The organism is Celeribacter halophilus (assembly GCF_018860305.1).
Classification (GTDB): Bacteria; Pseudomonadota; Alphaproteobacteria; order Rhodobacterales; family Rhodobacteraceae; genus Celeribacter; species Celeribacter halophilus_A.
Map to the genome: position 1 here is coordinate 613,244 of NZ_JAHKPE010000031.1, position 18,487 is coordinate 631,730.

17 protein-coding genes and 1 tRNA gene are annotated in these 18,487 nt (G+C 58.4%); 14 read left to right on the forward strand and 4 right to left on the reverse strand.

Annotated elements, in window-relative coordinates; translation table 11 throughout:
* Positions 1–213: 213 nt before the first annotated feature.
* From KO492_RS14830 to KO492_RS14865, 8 genes are all read left to right on the forward strand, one after another.
* On the forward strand, positions 214–1,059 hold the full coding sequence (locus tag KO492_RS14830; protein ID WP_216045655.1) for an SPOR domain-containing protein: 846 nt from the start codon (positions 214–216) through the stop codon (positions 1,057–1,059).
* 67 nt (positions 1,060–1,126) lie between these two features.
* Positions 1,127–2,296, forward strand: a complete 1,170-nt coding sequence (locus KO492_RS14835; RefSeq protein ID WP_216045656.1) for a D-alanyl-D-alanine carboxypeptidase family protein — start codon at positions 1,127–1,129, stop codon at positions 2,294–2,296.
* A 23-nt stretch (positions 2,297–2,319) separates the two neighbouring features.
* Positions 2,320–2,931, forward strand: a complete 612-nt coding sequence (gene tmk, locus KO492_RS14840) for a dTMP kinase (protein ID WP_216045657.1) — start codon at positions 2,320–2,322, stop codon at positions 2,929–2,931.
* Entirely contained in the window at positions 2,928–4,070 is a 1,143-nt protein-coding gene (locus KO492_RS14845) for a DNA polymerase III subunit delta' (protein ID WP_252735539.1), read from the forward strand. Before tmk ends, KO492_RS14845 begins: the two co-directional genes overlap by 4 nt.
* A 39-nt stretch (positions 4,071–4,109) precedes the next feature.
* On the forward strand, positions 4,110–4,901 hold the full coding sequence (locus KO492_RS14850; RefSeq protein WP_216045658.1) for a TatD family hydrolase: 792 nt from the start codon (positions 4,110–4,112) through the stop codon (positions 4,899–4,901).
* Complete coding sequence (locus KO492_RS14855; RefSeq protein ID WP_216045659.1) at positions 4,898–5,698, forward strand: MBL fold metallo-hydrolase; 801 nt, start codon at positions 4,898–4,900, stop codon at positions 5,696–5,698. Before KO492_RS14850 ends, KO492_RS14855 begins: the two co-directional genes overlap by 4 nt.
* Positions 5,698–6,636: an AEC family transporter gene (locus KO492_RS14860; protein ID WP_216045660.1), complete on the forward strand. Its 939-nt coding sequence runs from the start codon at positions 5,698–5,700 to the stop codon at positions 6,634–6,636. Before KO492_RS14855 ends, KO492_RS14860 begins: the two co-directional genes overlap by 1 nt.
* 225 nt (positions 6,637–6,861) lie before the next feature.
* Entirely contained in the window at positions 6,862–10,116 is a 3,255-nt protein-coding gene (locus KO492_RS14865) for a Hint domain-containing protein (protein WP_216045661.1), read from the forward strand.
* 139 nt (positions 10,117–10,255) lie between these two features.
* On the opposite strand, the gene KO492_RS14870 is transcribed toward KO492_RS14865, so the two are convergent.
* The 4 genes from KO492_RS14870 to KO492_RS14885 all read right to left on the reverse strand — a co-directional run bounded on the left by KO492_RS14870 (position 10,256) and on the right by KO492_RS14885 (position 13,621).
* On the reverse strand, positions 10,256–10,666 hold the full coding sequence (locus tag KO492_RS14870; protein ID WP_216045662.1) for an acyl-CoA thioesterase: 411 nt from the start codon (positions 10,664–10,666) through the stop codon (positions 10,256–10,258).
* Between the two features lie 331 nt (positions 10,667–10,997).
* Positions 10,998–11,657, reverse strand: coding sequence for a helix-turn-helix domain-containing protein (locus KO492_RS14875; RefSeq protein WP_216045663.1), 660 nt, complete (start codon positions 11,655–11,657; stop codon positions 10,998–11,000).
* A 303-nt stretch (positions 11,658–11,960) separates the two neighbouring features.
* Positions 11,961–12,047: transfer RNA gene (locus KO492_RS14880), tRNA-Leu, on the reverse strand.
* Between the two features lie 215 nt (positions 12,048–12,262).
* Positions 12,263–13,621, reverse strand: a complete 1,359-nt coding sequence (locus KO492_RS14885; RefSeq protein ID WP_252735540.1) for a peptidoglycan-binding domain-containing protein — start codon at positions 13,619–13,621, stop codon at positions 12,263–12,265.
* A 111-nt stretch (positions 13,622–13,732) separates the two neighbouring features.
* Between KO492_RS14885 and lipB the strand changes: the two genes are divergently transcribed.
* The 6 genes from lipB to KO492_RS14910 all read left to right on the forward strand — a co-directional run bounded on the left by lipB (position 13,733) and on the right by KO492_RS14910 (position 18,432).
* Positions 13,733–14,488, forward strand: a complete 756-nt coding sequence (gene lipB / locus KO492_RS14890) for a lipoyl(octanoyl) transferase LipB (RefSeq protein WP_303578323.1) — start codon at positions 13,733–13,735, stop codon at positions 14,486–14,488.
* Between the two features lie 130 nt (positions 14,489–14,618).
* Positions 14,619–15,104, forward strand: coding sequence for a c-type cytochrome (locus tag KO492_RS14895; protein WP_216045665.1), 486 nt, complete (start codon positions 14,619–14,621; stop codon positions 15,102–15,104).
* A 55-nt stretch (positions 15,105–15,159) separates the two neighbouring features.
* Positions 15,160–15,282, forward strand: a complete 123-nt coding sequence (locus tag KO492_RS18825; RefSeq protein ID WP_289847590.1) for a hypothetical protein — start codon at positions 15,160–15,162, stop codon at positions 15,280–15,282.
* Positions 15,283–15,379: 97 nt separating this feature from the next.
* Positions 15,380–17,071 carry a cytochrome c oxidase subunit I gene (locus KO492_RS14900; RefSeq protein ID WP_216045666.1) on the forward strand — a complete coding sequence of 564 codons (1,692 nt, stop codon included), beginning with the start codon at positions 15,380–15,382 and terminating at the stop codon, positions 17,069–17,071.
* Positions 17,072–17,234: 163 nt separating this feature from the next.
* Positions 17,235–17,687, forward strand: a complete 453-nt coding sequence (locus KO492_RS14905; RefSeq protein ID WP_216045667.1) for a hypothetical protein — start codon at positions 17,235–17,237, stop codon at positions 17,685–17,687.
* A 196-nt stretch (positions 17,688–17,883) separates the two neighbouring features.
* Positions 17,884–18,432, forward strand: a complete 549-nt coding sequence (locus tag KO492_RS14910; RefSeq protein WP_216045668.1) for a DUF2244 domain-containing protein — start codon at positions 17,884–17,886, stop codon at positions 18,430–18,432.
* Positions 18,433–18,487: the final 55 nt, after the last annotated feature.

The following is an 18,487-nucleotide window of genomic DNA, read 5'->3' on the forward strand; positions in this document are numbered from 1 at the left end:
CCACCGGAAGAACGCAGGGCTTTCCAGCTTGCGGTCGAGCCGCTAGACTGCCGCCAAGCCGCATTGGGCGACGGGTTGTGAAAGCATCCGGCAGTTGACTGTTTGTAAATAAAAAGCTGGCATCATGGCCCCTGTGCAATGTGGATGAGAAAAGAGCGAGCAAGATAAAACCCGCGCCCGAACCGGGGCCGAGGCAATATAGGGGCAAAAACCATGCGACAGACAGGGAAAGGGACGCGGATTGCGCTCCTCCTGACCGCCACACTCACACTGAGCGCGTGTGAGGACGGGCAATCCTTTTTCAACAGTTTCAAATCCGCAGAAGGCGGCAGCGGCATGACAGCCTCTACCTCGACCAAGCTGGTGGAGCGTGATGTCGAGGCACCGGATGTATTTCAGGTGACCGACAGCGGGCTATGGGACGGACGTCCTTCGTTGGGTGGGGTGTGGGTTGCGCATTCCGATGTGACCGATCCCGAACGTGTCATCATCCGCAACACCAAGAACGGCAAATTCGTCATAGGGGCCTTGTTCAAACGCGAAGTCACCGCGCCGGGGCCGGGCATTCAGGTGTCCTCCGACGCCGCAGAGGCGCTAGGCATGTTGGCCGGCTCTCCGACGGAACTCAACATCACGGCCCTGCGCCGCGAAGAAGTGCCGCAAGAGCCGGAGACGGTGGAAACCCTCGCGGAAACGGATGCGATCGAGGCCACCCCGCTTGACGATCCAATAGCCGATGCGGCAGCAACCCTAGATGCGCTCGACACTCCGGCAGCCGCCCCTGCGGCTACAGCGCCGAAACCCGCTGCGAAACCGGCTTCCAGCCTGTCGAAACCCTTCCTGCAAATCGGGATTTTCTCGGTGGAAGCCAATGCCAAACGCACGGTCGATATGCTCGGTTCGCAGGGCATCGTGGCCATGATCAAGCCGGGCAACTCGAACGGCAAAGCCTTCTGGCGCGTGGTCGTCGGTCCGGCGGCCTCCTCTGCGGAACGCAGCTCACTTCTCGAAAAAGTGAAAAAGGCGGGCTTCACGGACGCCTATGCTGTGACGCATTAAGACAGGGGTGAGGGACCGCCCTCACCCATTCCCCTCAAGATTCGACTGAAAGGATGCCCCCGTTTCCATGTTGCGCCTCATCGCCCAAAGTCTCATCGCCGGATGTCTTGTCCTGTCGCTTGCCCTGCCGGCCAGTGCATTTGAAACCCGCGCTCGCGCGGCATGGGTCTATGACCTGACCACCGACACCGTGCTGATGGAAAAGGAAGCCCAGACGCCCTTGCCACCGGCCTCCATGTCCAAGCTGATGACGCTGAACATGCTGTTCGAGGCGCTGCGCGACGGGCGCGTCACGCTGGACACACAGTTCTCGGTCTCCACCCGAGCCAAGAACATGGGTGGCTCGACGATGTTCCTCAACGAGACCGACCGCCCCACGGTCGAAGAACTCATTCAGGGCATCATCGTGCTCTCCGGCAATGACGCCTGCGTCGTTGTGGCCGAGGGGCTTGCCGGCACAGAGGACAATTTCGCGCGCCTCATGAATGACCGCGCAAAGGTGCTGGGGCTGGAAAACTCCACCTTCGCCAATGCTTCGGGCTGGCCCAACCCCGGCCAGCGCATGTCCGTGGAAGATCTGGGCAAACTGGCGATCCGCTTTATAAAAGAATTTCCGGAATATTACGGCTATTTCGGCCAACATGAATTCCCCTATGACAACCGCGCACCGCAGAACCGGTTCAACCGCAACCCGCTTCTGAAACTCGGCATCGGGGCGGACGGGCTGAAAACCGGCCACACACAGGAGGCCGGCTATGGCCTCGTCGGATCGGCGACCCAAGGCACGCGGCGCATCGTCTTTGTGATCTCCGGTCTGCAAAGCGAGGCCGAGCGCGCGCAGGAAAGCGAACGCATCGTCAACTGGGCCTTCCGCCAGTTCGCGGAGAAATCCGTGGCCAAAAAAGGCCATGAGTTCGCCCGCGCCGAAGTGTGGATGGGTGATCAGACCGAAGTCGGGCTTGTCGCCGCCGAAGATATCTCCATTCTGCTGCCGGGAAGCCAGCTGGAGAAGCTGACGGGAGAGGTGGTTTACACCGGCCCTTTTGAAGCACCGATCATGCAAGGTGACACGCTCGCCGAGCTTGTGATCCCGCGCGAAGACCTGCCCGAAGCCCGCATTCCGCTGGTTGCGGACCGCTCTATCGACCGTGGAGGTCTCGCTCCACGGTTGCGCACGGCCTTCATGGTGCTTAAGGACAAACTGGAAGGACAAACGGGTCTGGCCGTGTCCGAATAGGCAACTACGAACACGGGAGCGCCATGTTCATCAGTTTCGAGGGCATTGACGGGTCCGGCAAATCCACTCAGGCACGGCTTCTGGTCGCAGCACTGCGCGAGGCGGGTCATGACGTAGTACATACCCGCGAGCCCGGCGGCTCTGCCGGAGCGGAGGAAATCCGCTCTCTCGTGCTGGAAGGCGATCCTGACCGCTGGTCGGCAGAAACCGAGATCCTCCTCTTCACCGCTGCGCGCCGTGATCACCTTGAAAAGACCATCCGACCGGCATTGGCCGACGGGAAAATCGTGATCTGTGACCGGTTTGCGGATTCCACCCGCGTGTTTCAAGGCGTCACCCGTGGCGACTTGCAAGACAAGGTGAACCGCCTCCACGAAGAGATGATCGGCATTGAGCCCGATCTGACGCTGTTGTTCGACATGGACCCCGAGATTGGCCTGAAACGCGCCAAAGGGCGGCAGACCTCCGAAGAGCGGTTCGAGGATTTCGGACAGGGGTTTCAGGAGAAATGCCGTGCGGCATTTCTGGAACTGGCGCAAAATCATGACCGGTTCACCATCATCGACGCCGGTCGCGACATAGAGATTGTCGCCAAAGATGTGCTGGCTCTGGTCACAGAGCGGCTAGCATCATGAGCAGTCTCGGCGAAATGGATATGGCACCGGAGGCCGATTGCGCACCAGGTGCGCCGCACCCGCGCCAGACGGCAACACTGTTCGGTCAATCCCATGCCGAGCAGGATTTTCTCGAAGCGTTCAACTCGCAACGGATGCATCACGCGTGGCTCATCACGGGGCCGCGTGGTGTCGGCAAAGCCACGCTTGCATGGCGCATCGCACGGTTCTTGCTGGCCCAGCCGGTCGAGGACGACGGCGGGATGTTCGCAGACACACCCCCTGCCCCCGACACGCTGGAACTGGGCCACGACCATCCGGTCTATCGCCGCTCCGCCCAACTGGCCGAGCCGCGCCTCTGCCTTATCCGCCGCGAATGGGATGCCAAGAAGTCCCGCCACGGCACGGTGATTTCCGTTGAAGAAGTGCGCAAGCTCAACAGTTTCTTCCATATGTCCGCCACCGACGGTGGGCGGCGCGTGGTGATTGTTGACAGCGCCGACGAGATGAATGTGTCTGCGGCCAACGCGCTTTTGAAAACGCTCGAAGAACCGCCGAAGAACGCCATTTTGCTGCTTATCTCGCACCAGCCCTCGCGGCTTTTGCCGACGATCCGCAGCCGTTGCCGCGAGTTGCGCCTCGGCGCGCTTGCCCCCGATGATCTGGCCCGCGCCCTTGACGCGGCGGGGTTCGATGCCGCAGATCAGTCGGATGCATTGGCGGAACTTTCCGCCGGATCAGTGGGGGAGGCGCTCAGGTTGACAAATTTGGACGGGCTGAATGCCTATCGTGATCTGGTAGGGCTGTTCTCTACCCTGCCGCAACTGGATCGTGGACGCGCGTTGAAACTGGCCGAGGCCTGTGTCGGCGCGGCCAATGCCGATCGCTTTGATCTGACCGTGGGCCTGATCGACCGCTTTCTGATCCGGCTGGCCCGCGCCGGAGCCGGCCGTCCGCCGATTGTCGAGGCAGCCCCCGGCGAGACCGCGCTTTTGACCCGTCTGGCCCCCGACAGTTTTGCCGCACGGGACTGGGCCATTTTGCAACAAGAGATTTCCGCACGCGCCCAGCATGCGCGGGCCGTCAACCTTGACCCTGCCGCGCTGATCCTTGATATGGTATTCAAGATCAACGACACGGCCACCCGCATCACGCGCTAAGGTGCGGGAGCGTCCAAATTAGAGCAGATCAGTATTGCCATGAGCCTCCCTCCCCCCATCACCGACAGCCACTGCCACCTCGATTTTCCGGATTTTGCCGAAGAACTGCCGGAAGTGGTCGCGCGCGCGGTCCAGGCGGGGGTGCACCGGATGGTGACGATCTGCACAAAGCTGCGGCAGGTTGATCAGGTCAAGGCAATTTCCGAACGCTTCGATCCGGTGTTCTGGGCCGCAGGCACCCATCCCATGTCCGCCGCCGAAGAGCCGCTGACCTCGGTGGATGAGCTGGTCGCTCTGGCCGAGCACCCGAAATTCGTCGCCATTGGCGAAACCGGACTGGACTATCATTACACCGCCGAGAGCGCCGATATCCAAAAAGAGAGCCTACGCATACATATTGCCGCCGCGCGCGAGACGCAGTTGCCGCTGATCATCCACGCCCGCGCCGCCGACGACGACATGGCCTCGATCCTCACCGAGGAATACAAAAACGGCGCCTATCCCTGCGTCATGCATTGCTTTTCCTCGTCGAAAGAACTGGCGCTGGCCGCGCTTGATCTCGGGTTCTACCTGTCCATGTCGGGCATCACGGCCTTCCCGAAATCCGAAGACCTGCGCGAGATTTTCCGCGAGGTGCCCAAAGACCGCATTCTGGTCGAGACCGACAGCCCCTACCTCGCGCCCCCGCCCCATCGCGGCAAGCGCAACGAACCCGCCTATACCGCAAAGACCGCTCTGAAAGCCGCCGAAACCTTTGGCATGGACTATGCCGAATTTTCTGCGCTCACAGAGGCCAATTTCGAACGGCTTTTCACAAAGGCCATGCTGTGACTGCGCGATTTACCATATTGGGCTGCGGCTCTTCCGGCGGGGTGCCTAGAATTGGCGGCATCTGGGGGGCGTGCGACCCCGAAAACCCGAAAAACCAACGCCTGCGCTGTTCGGCGCTGATCGAACGCGACGGTCCCGAAGGCACCACGACCGTGCTGATCGACACCGGACCGGACATGCGCCAGCAATTGCTCAATGCGGGCGTGTCGCGGCTCGACGGGGTTGCCTTCACTCATTCCCACGCCGACCACATGCACGGGCTCGACGACCTGCGCCAGATCGTATTCAACATGCGTGAGCGCGTCGACGTCTATGCCGATAGCGAGACGGAAAACGATCTGATCTCGCGCTTCGGCTATGCGTTTGTTCAGCCCAAGGGCTCGAACTATCCGCCCATTCTCGACCTTCATGCCATTCGCGGACCGATCACCATTCACGGCCCCGGTGGCCCTGTGACCCTGACGCCTTTGCAGGTCAATCACGGACAGATCGAGGCGAAGGGCTTTCGCGTCGGAAATCTCGCCTACATCCCCGATGTGCTGGAAATCTACGAAGAAACATGGGCGCTGATGGAAGGGCTCGACACCTTTGTGATCGATGCCCTGCGCTACAAACCACACCCGAGCCACGCGCATCTGGACCTAGCGATGGAGTGGATCGACCGCGCTGCGCCCACCCGTGCGGTTCTGACCAATATGCATATCGATATGGACTACGAGACGGTGGACGCAGAGACTCCGGATCATGTCAGTCCCGCCTATGACGGCATGGTGCTCGAGATCACAGGAGACCTCTGATGCAGGCGCTGATCGAAGTCATTCTGCCGGTGTTTCTGGTCATCGGCTACGGCTACATCGCCCGCAGACAAGGCTGGGTCAGCGACGAACTGGTCGATAACGTCATGAAATTCGCGCAGAATTTCGCCGTGCCCCTGCTGCTCTTTTCCGGCATTGCCAAGATGGATCTTGCGCAGAATTTCCACCCGCCAATCCTGATCTCCTTTTACGCAGGCGCCCTGTCCGGCGGGTTGTTCTGTTTTCTGGGGGCGCGTTACCTGTTTGGCCGCGATCTGACGGATGCAGTGGCCATCGGCTTTATCGGCCTGTTTTCCAACTCGCTTCTGCTGGGCATTCCGATCACCGAACGCGCCTATGGCGAAGCGGCTCTGGCGGGGAATTTCGCGATCATCTCGATCCACTCTCCCCTGCTCTACGGCATCGGCATTGCCGCAATGGAAATCGTGCGCACACGCGGGCTGGGCCTGTCGGGCTTTGGCCTGATGGGCCAGATCGCGCGCTCGGTGCTGCGCAATCCTCTGATCCTCGGCATCTCGGCGGGCTGGATCGTGAACCTCACCCAGATCACCCTGCCCGTCCCCGTCTGGGACGCCGTCTCGCTCATGTCCCGCGCCGCCATTCCTGCGGCTCTGTTCGGACTGGGCGGTGTGTTGCTGCGCTACAAGCCGGAAGGTGACATGCGGATCATCGCATGGGCGGTCTTTGCCTCTCTGGTTCTGCATCCGGCGATTGCCTACGGGTTGGCGCATTTCGGCTTCGGGCTGGACATAGGCTCGCTGCGCTCGGCCACATTGACCGCTGCCATGGCGCCGGGGGTAAATGCCTATCTCTTTGCCAATATGTATGGCGTGGCCAAGCGCGTGGCAGCCTCTTCCGTGCTGCTGGGCACAGGGCTTTCGATCCTCTCGATCTGGTGCTGGCTCGCCATCCTGCCCTGACAAAGCCGGTTCGACCGTCGCCCTCCCCCGAAAACCTCCACAGTGTCAGTGCCTTGTCGCGACACAGCCCCGCGTCAGTGACGTAGGGGAAGCATTCCACATGATTAGCCCGCTTTTGCCCCATTGCCGCCTCAATTGAACGGCACATGGTTAACAAAGAAGACCCAAGCCACATGCTGCGCCCGTTACTCGCAGTATGCCGAATAAAAGCGAGAGCCATTCAAAATGTCCGTTTACGATCTTGAACTGTATGATTTTGACCCTGAAGACCTCTTCGGAACGTCTAGCAGCACCACGGTCACTTATTCGGGAGGCGGTCCTAGCGGCACGGCCTCTGTCACCGACTCGGATGGAACGCTTAAAGACGACGATTTCAAGAACAGCAGCAAAACAGAAACCGCCACAGCAGATGTCACGATCGGCGAGGGCACGTCTTACGGATCAAGCGTCGATGCAAATGCCGTCTGGACCGTCACCGATCTGGATACCGGAGAAAGCTTTGAGATCGTACAATTCGTTGTCGACAGCGGTTCGGCGGCTGGAACTTACACCCTGTCCGAACAGCCCCTGATTGATGGTCACGAATACGAAGTGACAGACTATAATGACAAACCCGGAAGAACGGGCAATAATGCTTCTGAAGCCTTCACCTATGATGACTACGTCGACAGTTCGTCGCTCGCTGACGGGATCGTGTCCGGCTCCGAAGGTGATGACACAATCGACAGCAGCTATACGGGTGACGACGATGGCGATATGGTGGACCATAAGGAATACACCGTCGAAAGCACGCTAAGCTGGGAAGATCTGGGCGAAGACGGTAGTTCGCTCGAAGATGGCGCGAGCACTGTGATCAATGGTGTTCAAGTTGACGTCAGCTACACAGAGAACAACACCAACAACACCGCAACCATCTCTGACGAGACCATCTATACCGAAAACGATGACTTCTCTGACAACAGCTCTCTGGAGCTTTACGGCTCCGGAGACTCTGGAAAGACGTCCTCGATCAGCATTGATTTTTCTTCGACAGATAGCAGCACAATCTCGGATGAGGTGGAGAACGTCACCTTCCGCATTTCCGACATTGACTATTATTCCTTCACCGACACAGTCACCATCACAGCAACCGACGCGGATGGAAACAAGGTCTCGCTCACCATTACCCCAGAAGGGAATGTAGACGTTTCCGAAGACGCGATAACCGGAGCTTCAAATGCGCGGTACGTTGAAGCTGATGACGCGAATGGCGCGGTGCTCGTCACGATTCCCGGGCCTGTGTCCAATGTCACCATCGACTATGGCAATAATGGCGCAGCGGAGCAGGCAATCTATATCTCCGACATCCAATTCGATGCGGTTTACAACGATTACGATGACACGGTTGAAGCTGGCGACGGGGATGACACGATTGCGTCCGGCCTTGGTGACGACATTGTCTATGGCGGCACGGGCGATGATACCATCGACGGCGGTGTTGGCGATGATACGCTCTATGGCGAAGAGGGCGACGACACCTTTATCGGCGGCGATGGCGCGGACAGCATGTCCGGCGGCTCCGGTCAGGATACAATCGACTACTCCGGATCTGATGAGGCGGTGTCGGTCGATCTGAGCACAGGCAGCTACTCCGGCGGGGATGCCGAAGGCGACAGCGGTTCGGGCATCGACGGGATCATCGGCTCCGATTTCAATGACACGCTGATCGGCTTTGACAGTGAGGGCACGGGCGACGACGCCTTTACGAACCAGTTCTGGGGCGGTGACGGCGACGACTATATCGACGGCGCAGGCGGCGATGACGAGCTTTACGGCGAAGCCGGCAACGATACCATCTACGGCGGCGATGGCGATGACACGATCGACGGCGGCACAGGTGACGACACGATCGACGGTGGCGCGGGCGCCGACGACATCAGCGCGGGCTCCGGTAACGACACCGTCTTCGGCGGTGATGGAGACGACACGATCTATGGCTACGAAGGCTCCGACACGGTCGATGGCGGCGACGGGGACGACTATATCAACACCCGCACCTCGACCGGTACGGGCCAACCGGACACGGGCTTTGACCATCCCGACAGTTCCGCCCTCGACTACAGCGCGGACAGCGCCCCGAGCAACGACATGGACACGGTCTATGGCGGCGCGGGCAATGACACGATTCTTACCGGCGACGACAATGACTATATCGAAGGTGGGGATGGCAACGACACCATCGACGCGGGCTTTGACGATGACGAGGTCTACGGTGGCGCTGGTAATGACACGATTCAAGGGGGTGAAGGTAACGACACCATTGATGGCGGAGATGACAACGACATCATCTACGGCGACGTGTCCCCCGACAGTGACGACTACGCGGCCTTCAGCTATTACGAGCTAGATGACCACGGCGAGACGACCTCCGCCGACACTGATACGGCGAACAACTCCGATGTGATTTATGGCGGAGCCGGCGACGATACGATCTACGGTCAGGACGATGCCGATACGCTCTACGGTGGCGATGGCGATGACACGCTCGATGGCGGGATTGACGATGATACGCTCTATGGCGGTGCAGGGAATGACACGCTGCTCGGCGGCCAGGGCGCCGATACCATCGACGGCGGCGCAGGTGCGGATAACATCGACGGCGGCACAGGGAATGATACGATTACCGCAGGGGGCGGCGATACGGTCACAGGCGGCGAAGGCAGCGATACGATCATCATTGATCCCTCCCTGCTCGACGGCAATGCCATCACCATCACCGGCTCCGAGGACGATGACGGCGAGGACAATGATGTGCTCGACCTTTCGAATGTGGGCCTCGATTGGTCAAGTAACCCCATCTCCTATAACGAGGACGACCCCGAAAGCGGCACGGTGACGCTCACAGATGGCACCACCATCTCGTTCTCCGGCATCGAAACCGTGATCTGCTTCGGCAAAGGCACACGGATCGCCACCCCCTATGGCGCGCGGGCTGTCGAAGACCTCAAACCCGGCGATCTGGTTCTAACCATGGACAACGGGCTGCAACCGCTGCGCTGGGTTGGCGCGCGCACCGTTCCGGCGACGGGCCGTTTCGCCCCCATCGAGATCACCAAGGGCGCTTTGGGCAACGAACGCGACCTTATCGTCTCGCCGCAACACCGTATGTTGTTGAACGGTTGGCGCTCGGAAATGCTGTTCAACACATCAGAGGTCTTTGCCGCGGCCAAACATCTGGTCAATGGCTCCACGATCCGCGAGGCACAGGGCGGATTTGTGACCTATTACCACCTGATGTTCGACCGGCATGAAGTGATCTTTGCCGAAGGCGCCGCCTCGGAGAGCTTCCATGTCTCCGACTATTCGCTGACGGGTGTGGCAGATGGCGCACGCGAGGAGCTTTTCGCCCTCTTCCCCGAACTGCGTTCCATGCCGGACCAGCATGGCAGCACAGCGCGGCAATGCCTCAAAGCGCATGAGGTGCAGCTTCTGGTGGCCTGAGCCCCAAGCCCCCCGCATCACGCGATTAAACACGAAAACGCCGCACGGGATCTCCCTGCGGCGTTTTTGATGTGGTGGTTAGATGTGGTGAACTGTGCCCCCTGCCGCCCTGCGGCGCAGGATTGGGACGCCTTGCGGATTACTCCGCAGCGCCTGTCTCAGGTGCCTCATCGACCGGACGCGGCTTGCCCGCTTCATCCACGGCAACCATGGTAAAGCGCGCCTCGGTCACATGATCGCGCTGTGCGGAAAACGCCCGACGCGCCCAAACCTCGATCCGGATGACCATAGAACTGCGCCCGACCTGATCCACAGCCGTATAGACGCACAAGGTATCGCCCACTTTCACCGGCTTTTTGAAGACAATCTCGTTGGCCGCAATGGTCACAGTGCGCCCGTTGCAGCGTTCATTGGCGCGGATTGCGGCGGCAAGGTCCATCTGGGACATAACCCAACCGCCAAAAATATCTCCCGACGCATTGGTATCGGCGGGCATCGCCAAAGTGCGCAAAGTAAGTTCCATGCCTTCAGGCGTATGTGCGTCTGACATTTTTCGGATTCCGTTTCTCGTTCTTGTATGCCTTTCAAATGACACGCCAAGAGAGCCGCCTCAAGCCCTTGAAAACACATGCAAAGCCGCTTTCACCTGAGCGCATGGCGCGGCAAGGTGTTCACAGCTATGCCCCGCCATGGTGAGGCCTATCATCGGCTGCCCATACATCAACTGATACAAGCTATCGAGTTTGTCAGTCTCAGGGTGTTTGCGCACCCACGCGCCAGTCGAATAGTCGAAATTCCGCGTAGTAGGTTATGAAGGTCTCCTAGTATAGGAGTCTTAAACTTTCACTTAAAAAGTGAAGCGTTTAACACATAATGTGAAATTACAACCTCTCTTTGAAATTCTCGATCTTCTTCCAATCACCCTCAAGCGGTACTGTGTAAGCGCCACCTATGCGGCGTCCAACCTCGGTGACGCGCTCCCAATCGAGTTCTACCAGATTGAAGTCGAAATTCTCTTTGAGTTCGAAGCCGATCACCACGGTTTTTTCCGCAGCGGTTGGGACAATGAACCCCTTGGGTCCTGCCACAGCGATATGGAACGCATATTGCGCACCCTTGATGATCGCATAAAGATCCACCTTATCATCTTCGGCACGCTTGTCGCCTTCTGTCGGGAAGGCCGGGTGCCCGCCGTGCAACTGGATGAATCCTGCCACCACGTTTACAGCGCCCCCGTTGGCGAGGGTGTGCTTCCTCACCACCTTATCGCTAATTTCAGGCTGCTGCCCGAGTGACAACCATGCTTCGTCAACCCCCAAGACCAAAGACAAACCGGCGATCATTTTGGGACGGGGGCGAGATTCACCAGCGAACCATTTCCGAACCGTCTCAACCGTCACATTCAAACCGCAACGCTCGTCAAGCTGTTTTACGAACCATCCAAGCCGTCCGTAATTCGGGGGAGGCACGTCAGGATTTCCGTCACAGGCTTGCTGCATACGTTCAGCAAAGTCTGGGTGTGTAATTTTTTCAGTCGACATAAATTTTCTCTTTAGCAAATAGCTCCTAAACCAAGATATTGTCACTTTATATGTGATAGTCAACACATTCCATGCGAGAAATTTCTATTCAAATTCCATGCTATGTGGCTTCACGGTCCTGTAGATTATCAAGAGCATACTCGTCGCAAGTATCCCTTGAGATTTACGGTATGGAATCGCAAATACCTTAATCTATGCCGTCAAAGCAACGGGAAGCATGGGGAAACATCGGGACGCATGAAAACACAAAACCCTTATTTTTCAGGACCTTGGGTCTCACTGGAACTTATCGGGAGAGTAGTATGGTGCGGTCGAGAAGACTCGAACTTCCACGGGAGTTACCCCACAGCGACCTCAACGCTGCGCGTCTACCAATTCCGCCACGACCGCACTGTCTAGGCTTGGTGAGGGGCTATGTAGCGAAGCGGTTCGGGGAAGGAAAGAGGAAATTGCGCACGAATTGCATTTTTTTTCACAAAAGGTTTCCGGCCCTGTCAAAAGGAGAAAAGACGAGAAGCGCGATCACCAACGGCTCCGCCCGCCTATAGGCCAAAATAAAAAAGGCCGCCCGAAGGCGGCCCAATCCCGAAGCATTTCAAAACCAATTATTCCGAAACAGAAAAACTCGGAAGCGCGGACGTCGAGGCAGGCACCACCGGAGCAGGCTCCGGAATCACCGCACCGTTCAAAGACATGGAAGCCTTCCGCAAAAGCCCCTGACGTTCCGGTTGTCCCGGCGCAAAGACAGCGGGCATTCCAGCGTCGATTGCAGACAGGCTATCCGCATACCAGTCCTGCGCCAGATCAGGACGACGGGTCACCCCAACGCCTTGGCTCAAGTGATGCCCCAAAAGTTCGCCATAGGCCCGCTCCCCCACAGCTACCAACACAAGAGACGAGGCAAGCGCCACATCCATATCATCCGTGCGGTAGCCGACGGAGAGACAGATTTTCGCAGTCGAAGCCAGCTGTGCGGGCGACATACCGGAGTTCAATACAAAAGCGGACGTATCCGTCAGCACCTGATCACGCGGTTTGATCGAAAGCGCAGCCACCTGTGCGGACATGGTCGGAGCAAAGCCCTGACATTGGGATGCGATCTGATCCGCCGTAAAGCCCTGAACCTTGGCGATCATATCCTCGCCGGTGCTGATCGCATAGGTGCGTGCAAGGCAGAACTGCTCGTTCAACGCCAGATTCGGATCGGTCATGGATGCCTCTGTCACGAACCCGCCATTGGTGTTCGTCAAAAGAGAGACCTTGTTGCAATGCGACGCCAGCGAGACCGTTGCTCCGTTGCCCATGAAATTGGGCATCGCGCCTGTGTCCGGTTGGGCTGCGGCAAATGCGGGCATAGACCCCGTTGTCGCAGGTGCCGTCGCAGCGGGCGCTGCGGCCATTACTGTCGTCTGTCCTTGCGGCACTGCCGGATTGACCACCACAGTGGTCCCCGGAACAGCGGTCACCGCACCACCCGCCATCGTGGCCCCGCCGGAGGCCATTTCCGCGCGATATTGTTTCAGCAATCCGCGCGTCCCCTCCGGATTGGCCGCGGCAAGCTGCGCAGTCTGCGCCCCGCCCGCTTGCGCACGGGTGTAAGATGAGATCAAAAGCTCCTGCTCAAATGGCGTAAGCTTCCCTGTGACCGGATAGCCAAGATAGGCCTGATAGGAGGACACGGCATTTCGGGTTTTCTGGCCGAGTTGACCATCCACTGTGCCTGCGTTGAAACCGAAGTAGTTGAGTGACGCCTGAATTTCTTTGCCTTCCTGAGTGGACGGAAGGCGGGGACGATAGGAGGTCGTCGTCGTCGTTTTCTTTTTCTGCTGCTGGCTCGCTGCACCAAGCAAACCGCCGATTACGGCCCCTGCAATGAAGTCCCCGCCATCAGCCTGAACACGAGACGAGGTACCGAGCACCATGGCGGAGGCCAGAGCTGCGGAGACGAAATGTTTAAATTGCATGAGATCTCCCTTGCGTCGTTAAATACACCCCATGCTATCACGGCTCTGTGACCCGCCCCTAGTTTTTTTAAAGTCGAAAGATAAAAATCCTGAACAATATCAGGAAATATCATTTTATTTTCTGCGCCTACACGGAACGCCCCCTTTTCGCGCGGGGGTGCAAGGGATAGAGCAGAGAGGAGAAACTGGCGACAACGCAGCGGAGGGCGCAGCATGGTGGAATGGAGAATCACTGACGGGCTAACCGATTACGACACGGCCGTGGCCGAGATGGAATCCCGTGCGGAGGCCATTGCCAAGGGTGAGGCCGACGAGTTGATCTGGCTTGTGGAACACCCGCCCCTTTACACCGCCGGCACCTCCGCCAAGCGCGAAGATCTCGTCGATCCCGACCGGTTTCCGGTCTACGAGAGCAAGCGCGGCGGGCAGTATACCTATCATGGTCCGGGACAGCGGGTGGCCTATGCCATGCTTGATCTGAGCAAGCGCGGCAAGGATGTACGCAAGTTCGTGCAGGATATGGAAGCCTGGGTCATCGCCGCTTTGGAAGAATTCAATGTCAAAGGAGAAATCCGCGAGGGGCGTGTCGGCGTCTGGGTCGTCCGCGAGGACAAGCCTCTGACGGCTCTGGGGCAAAAACCCGAAGACAAGATCGCCGCCATCGGGTTGCGCATTCGCAAATGGGTGTCGTTTCACGGACTGTCGATCAACGTCGATCCCGACCTGTCGCATTTCGAGGGAATCGTGCCCTGCGGCATTCGGGAACACGGCGTGACGTCTCTGGTGGATCTGGGCCTGCCCGTTACGATGGATGATGTGGACATGGCACTCAAGCGCAGCTTTGACGTGACGTTTGGCGACAAATAGATTTATATCAGTTCTAAATTTTTGCATCGACTTGAGCAAAATCAAGGTGCGACAAGCATGGACTGGTAACACGGGGCAAACTCAGTATTCTGGGCATTGGACACATGAAACACTCGGGAGAGAGAACCCTATGACCAAATTTCTTGCCTTCACAGCCGCCGCCCTGTTGGCAACCTCCGCTGCGGCCTTTGCTGACGGCCATGGCCACCACGGCGACCCGAAGAAGGGCGAAAAAGAATTTAACCGGTGCAAAGCCTGCCACATGATTGTGGATAATGAAGGCAATGCCATCGTGAAAGGCGGCAAAACCGGCCCGAACCTCTATGGTGTTGTCGGTCGTCCGGTCGCTTCGGTCGAAGGGTTCAAATACGGGGACGGTATTCTGGCCGTGGGCGAGACCGGCATGGTTTGGGAGCCTGAGCTGCTCGTCGAATATGCCATGGACCCGACCAAGTTCATCGACACCCATGGCGGCTCCGGTCGGTCGAAGATGACGTTCAAGATCAAGGACGCATCGAACATCGTCGCCTTCCTTGCCTCCGTGGCACCGGCACCGGAAGCAGCAACTGAAGAAGCTGCCGACGAAGCCCCTGCCGAAGACGCAGCCACAGAATAAGCGCCGGAAACCGGCACAAAATCAGACGCCTCACCGAAAGGTGGGGCGTTTTTTGATGGCTCAAACCACCGCTCTTGATGCCGTGGAACAGCAAAACCGGAAACATCAAGCCCACATCGCGCATTTTTATTGCGACAAAATGCGCCAAAATATTGCTCTCGACTTCGTGAACCTCTAAGACAAACGGGTATTCCGCAATATGACTCCCGGATAAGGGAGCGGCGGAAAACGCGCTTAGACAGCACGCATGACCACGCACTAGTCGGGAGGACAGCATGGCAGACGCAGCCATTCATGGGCACGAACATGAGGACAACAGGGGTTTCTTTACCCGTTGGTTCCTCTCTACAAACCATAAAGATATCGGGATCTTATACCTGTTCACGGCGGCAGTCGTGGGCTTCATCTCGGTCTGTTTCACCGTCTACATGCGCCTTGAGCTTATGGAGCCGGGTGTGCAGTTCATGTGTCTCAACGAGGCAGGCGAATCTGCGGCCCGTCTGATTTCGGGCTTTGGTGCCGAAAACTGTGACCCGAACGGCCATCTCTGGAACGTCATGATCACCTATCACGGTGTGCTGATGATGTTCTTCGTCGTGATTCCGGCCCTGTTCGGCGGTTTCGGCAACTATTTCATGCCACTCCAGATCGGCGCACCGGACATGGCGTTTCCGCGTCTGAACAACCTGTCCTACTGGCTCTATGTCTGTGGTGTGGCGCTCGGGGTTGCGTCCCTGCTTGCTCCGGGAGGCAACAACCAGATGGGCTCCGGTGTGGGCTGGGTGCTTTACCCGCCGCTGTCGACCCTTGAGGGCGGCTATTCGATGGATCTGGCGATTTTCGCCGTTCACGTCTCGGGCGCGTCCTCCATCCTCGGCGCGATCAATATGATCACCACGATGCTGAACATGCGCGCTCCGGGCATGACCATGTTCAAAGTGCCGCTCTTCGCATGGTCGATCTTTGTCACATCCTGGCTGATCCTTCTGTCCCTGCCGGTTCTGGCCGGCGCGATCACCATGCTGCTGACCGACCGCAACTTCGGCACGTCCTTCTTCCAGCCGGGTGGCGGCGGGGATCCGATCCTCTACCAGCACATCCTGTGGTTCTTCGGTCACCCCGAAGTCTACATCGTGATTCTGCCGGGCTTTGGCCTTGTCTCCCACATCATCGCGACCTTCTCGCGCAAGGCCGTTTTCGGCTACCTGCCGATGGTCTGGGCGCTGATTGCAATCGGGGTTCTGGGCTTTGTCGTCTGGGCGCACCATATGTATACCGTAGGTCTGTCGCTGACACAGCAAAGCTACTTCATGATGGCCACAATGGTCATCGCCGTTCCGACCGGTGTGAAAATCTTCAGCTGGATCGCGACCATGTGGGGCGGCTCCATCGAGTTCAAAACGCCGATGCTTTTCGCCTTCGGCTTTCTGATCCTCTTCACCATCGGCGGCGTGACCGGCATCGTGTTGTCGCAAGCCGGTGTGGATCGCGCCTATCATGACACCTACTACGTTGTGGCCCACTTCCACTACACCATGTCCATGGGGGCAGCCTTCACCATCTTTGCCGGTATCTATTTCTACATCGGCAAGATGTCGGGCCGCCAATACCCCGAATGGGCAGGCAAGCTACATTTCTGGATGTTCTTCATCGGGGTCAACCTGACCTTCTTCCCGCAGCACTTCCTTGGCCGCCAGGGCATGCCGCGCCGTTATATCGACTATCCGGAAGCCTTTGCCTACTGGAACAAAGTCTCCTCCTACGGCGCGCTTCTGTCCTTTGCGTCCTTCGTTCTGTTCATCGGCATCGTGTTCTACACGCTCCTCGCGGGCCGTCGCGTGACCGAGAACAACTACTGGAACGAATATGCCGACACGCTGGAGTGGACACTCCCCTCCCCGCCGCCGGAACATACGTTTGAGACGCTTCCGAAGCAGGAAGACTGGGACCACCAGCATTCGCACTAAGTGACCCGAGTTAAACCATCAAAGGCCTCGCAGAGATGCGGGGCCTTTTTTATGCGCCTGCGTTAACCCTTTAAGACATTGGGCACCCCCTGCCCTTATGCCGTCATGCTTTGCGCCGATTTCCGGTTTACCCTGACCACACAAGACGAGCAGGAGCAGAAAAATGATGGCGTTTTTCTTCAAATTACGGGACACGGGTGAACCTCCGCGGGCCACGAAACTGTCGGACCACTGGCACCCGCCGCAGTTTTCGAAAATCTACGACCCACACGACCGTCAGACCCGCGTGGCGATGCTGATCACCTCGCCGGAGCCTTTGTTCGACGCGGATGCACAGGATTTCCACCGCCGGATCGACGCCTTGGTGACAGAGATCAACCGGATCACCCGCTACAAATGGACCAGTCAGGAAGCCGCGCAAGCCGCATCTCTCTTTCCTGCACATCCTTCGAAGGGCTTTCTGGCCATTCTGGAACATGGCAGCAACGGCTCCTATGCCACCCGCAACCAACAGATCAAAGCCTATTACGCTTTTGACGGCAAACGGATCGGGGGGTTGGAGCCGCGCGGGATGATTGCGGATCACAACGAGGCCGACATGTGTCTGACGGTCTAGGGCAACGCACAGACATCCGGATTTTCCTTTGCGCCGACCTGCCCTCTGCGTAGACTAAGCAAAAGCCTTTCGCGAGCGCCCTGCGCGACAGATCTTCGGGAAGTGCCGCGCACCGTCAAAATGTAGCGGGTCTTTCACAGGCATCTTGTGGCCCAAGTGGCTTGCGACAGGCTTCAAACGCAGAAAACGCACAGCCATGCCCTACCGCTGGACGCCAGCACATACCACACCTCTGCCGCGCGCAATGCCAGATGCCGATGCGCCCGACACGGCTGCGCCCGTGATGCGGCTTGACCTCTGGCCGCACCGCAGCCTCAAGGGCAAAGGGTTTTCCGCAACCATCTGGATCATGTTCTTCGGCGGGCTGATCCCTGTCGTGCCCTTTATCGGCACCATCGCTTTCTGGATCTTGCTGATCTTCATGATGACCGTGCTGGCCGCGCTCTGGACCGCCTTGCGACGTTCCGACCGCGACAGGTTGCGCGAAGAAATGCAAATCTGGCCGGACCGCATTCGCCTCACCCACTGGCCCGCGAAGGGCGCACCAAAAACATGGGAAGCCAACCCCTATTGGGTGCGCCTCACACTGCATCCCGATCACGGCAAGGTCGAGCAATATCTGACGCTGAAAGGCGGCGGGCCGGAGCCTGCGCGAGAAGTCGAACTTGGCGCGTTTCTCAGCTCTGAGGAGCGCGAAAAACTGCGCGATGATCTGGCCTTTGTTCTCGGGCAGTTGAAGGGCTAAGGCACTTGTCACGAGCCTAAATGCGAAAAAGGCGACCCAAAGGCCGCCTTTCATC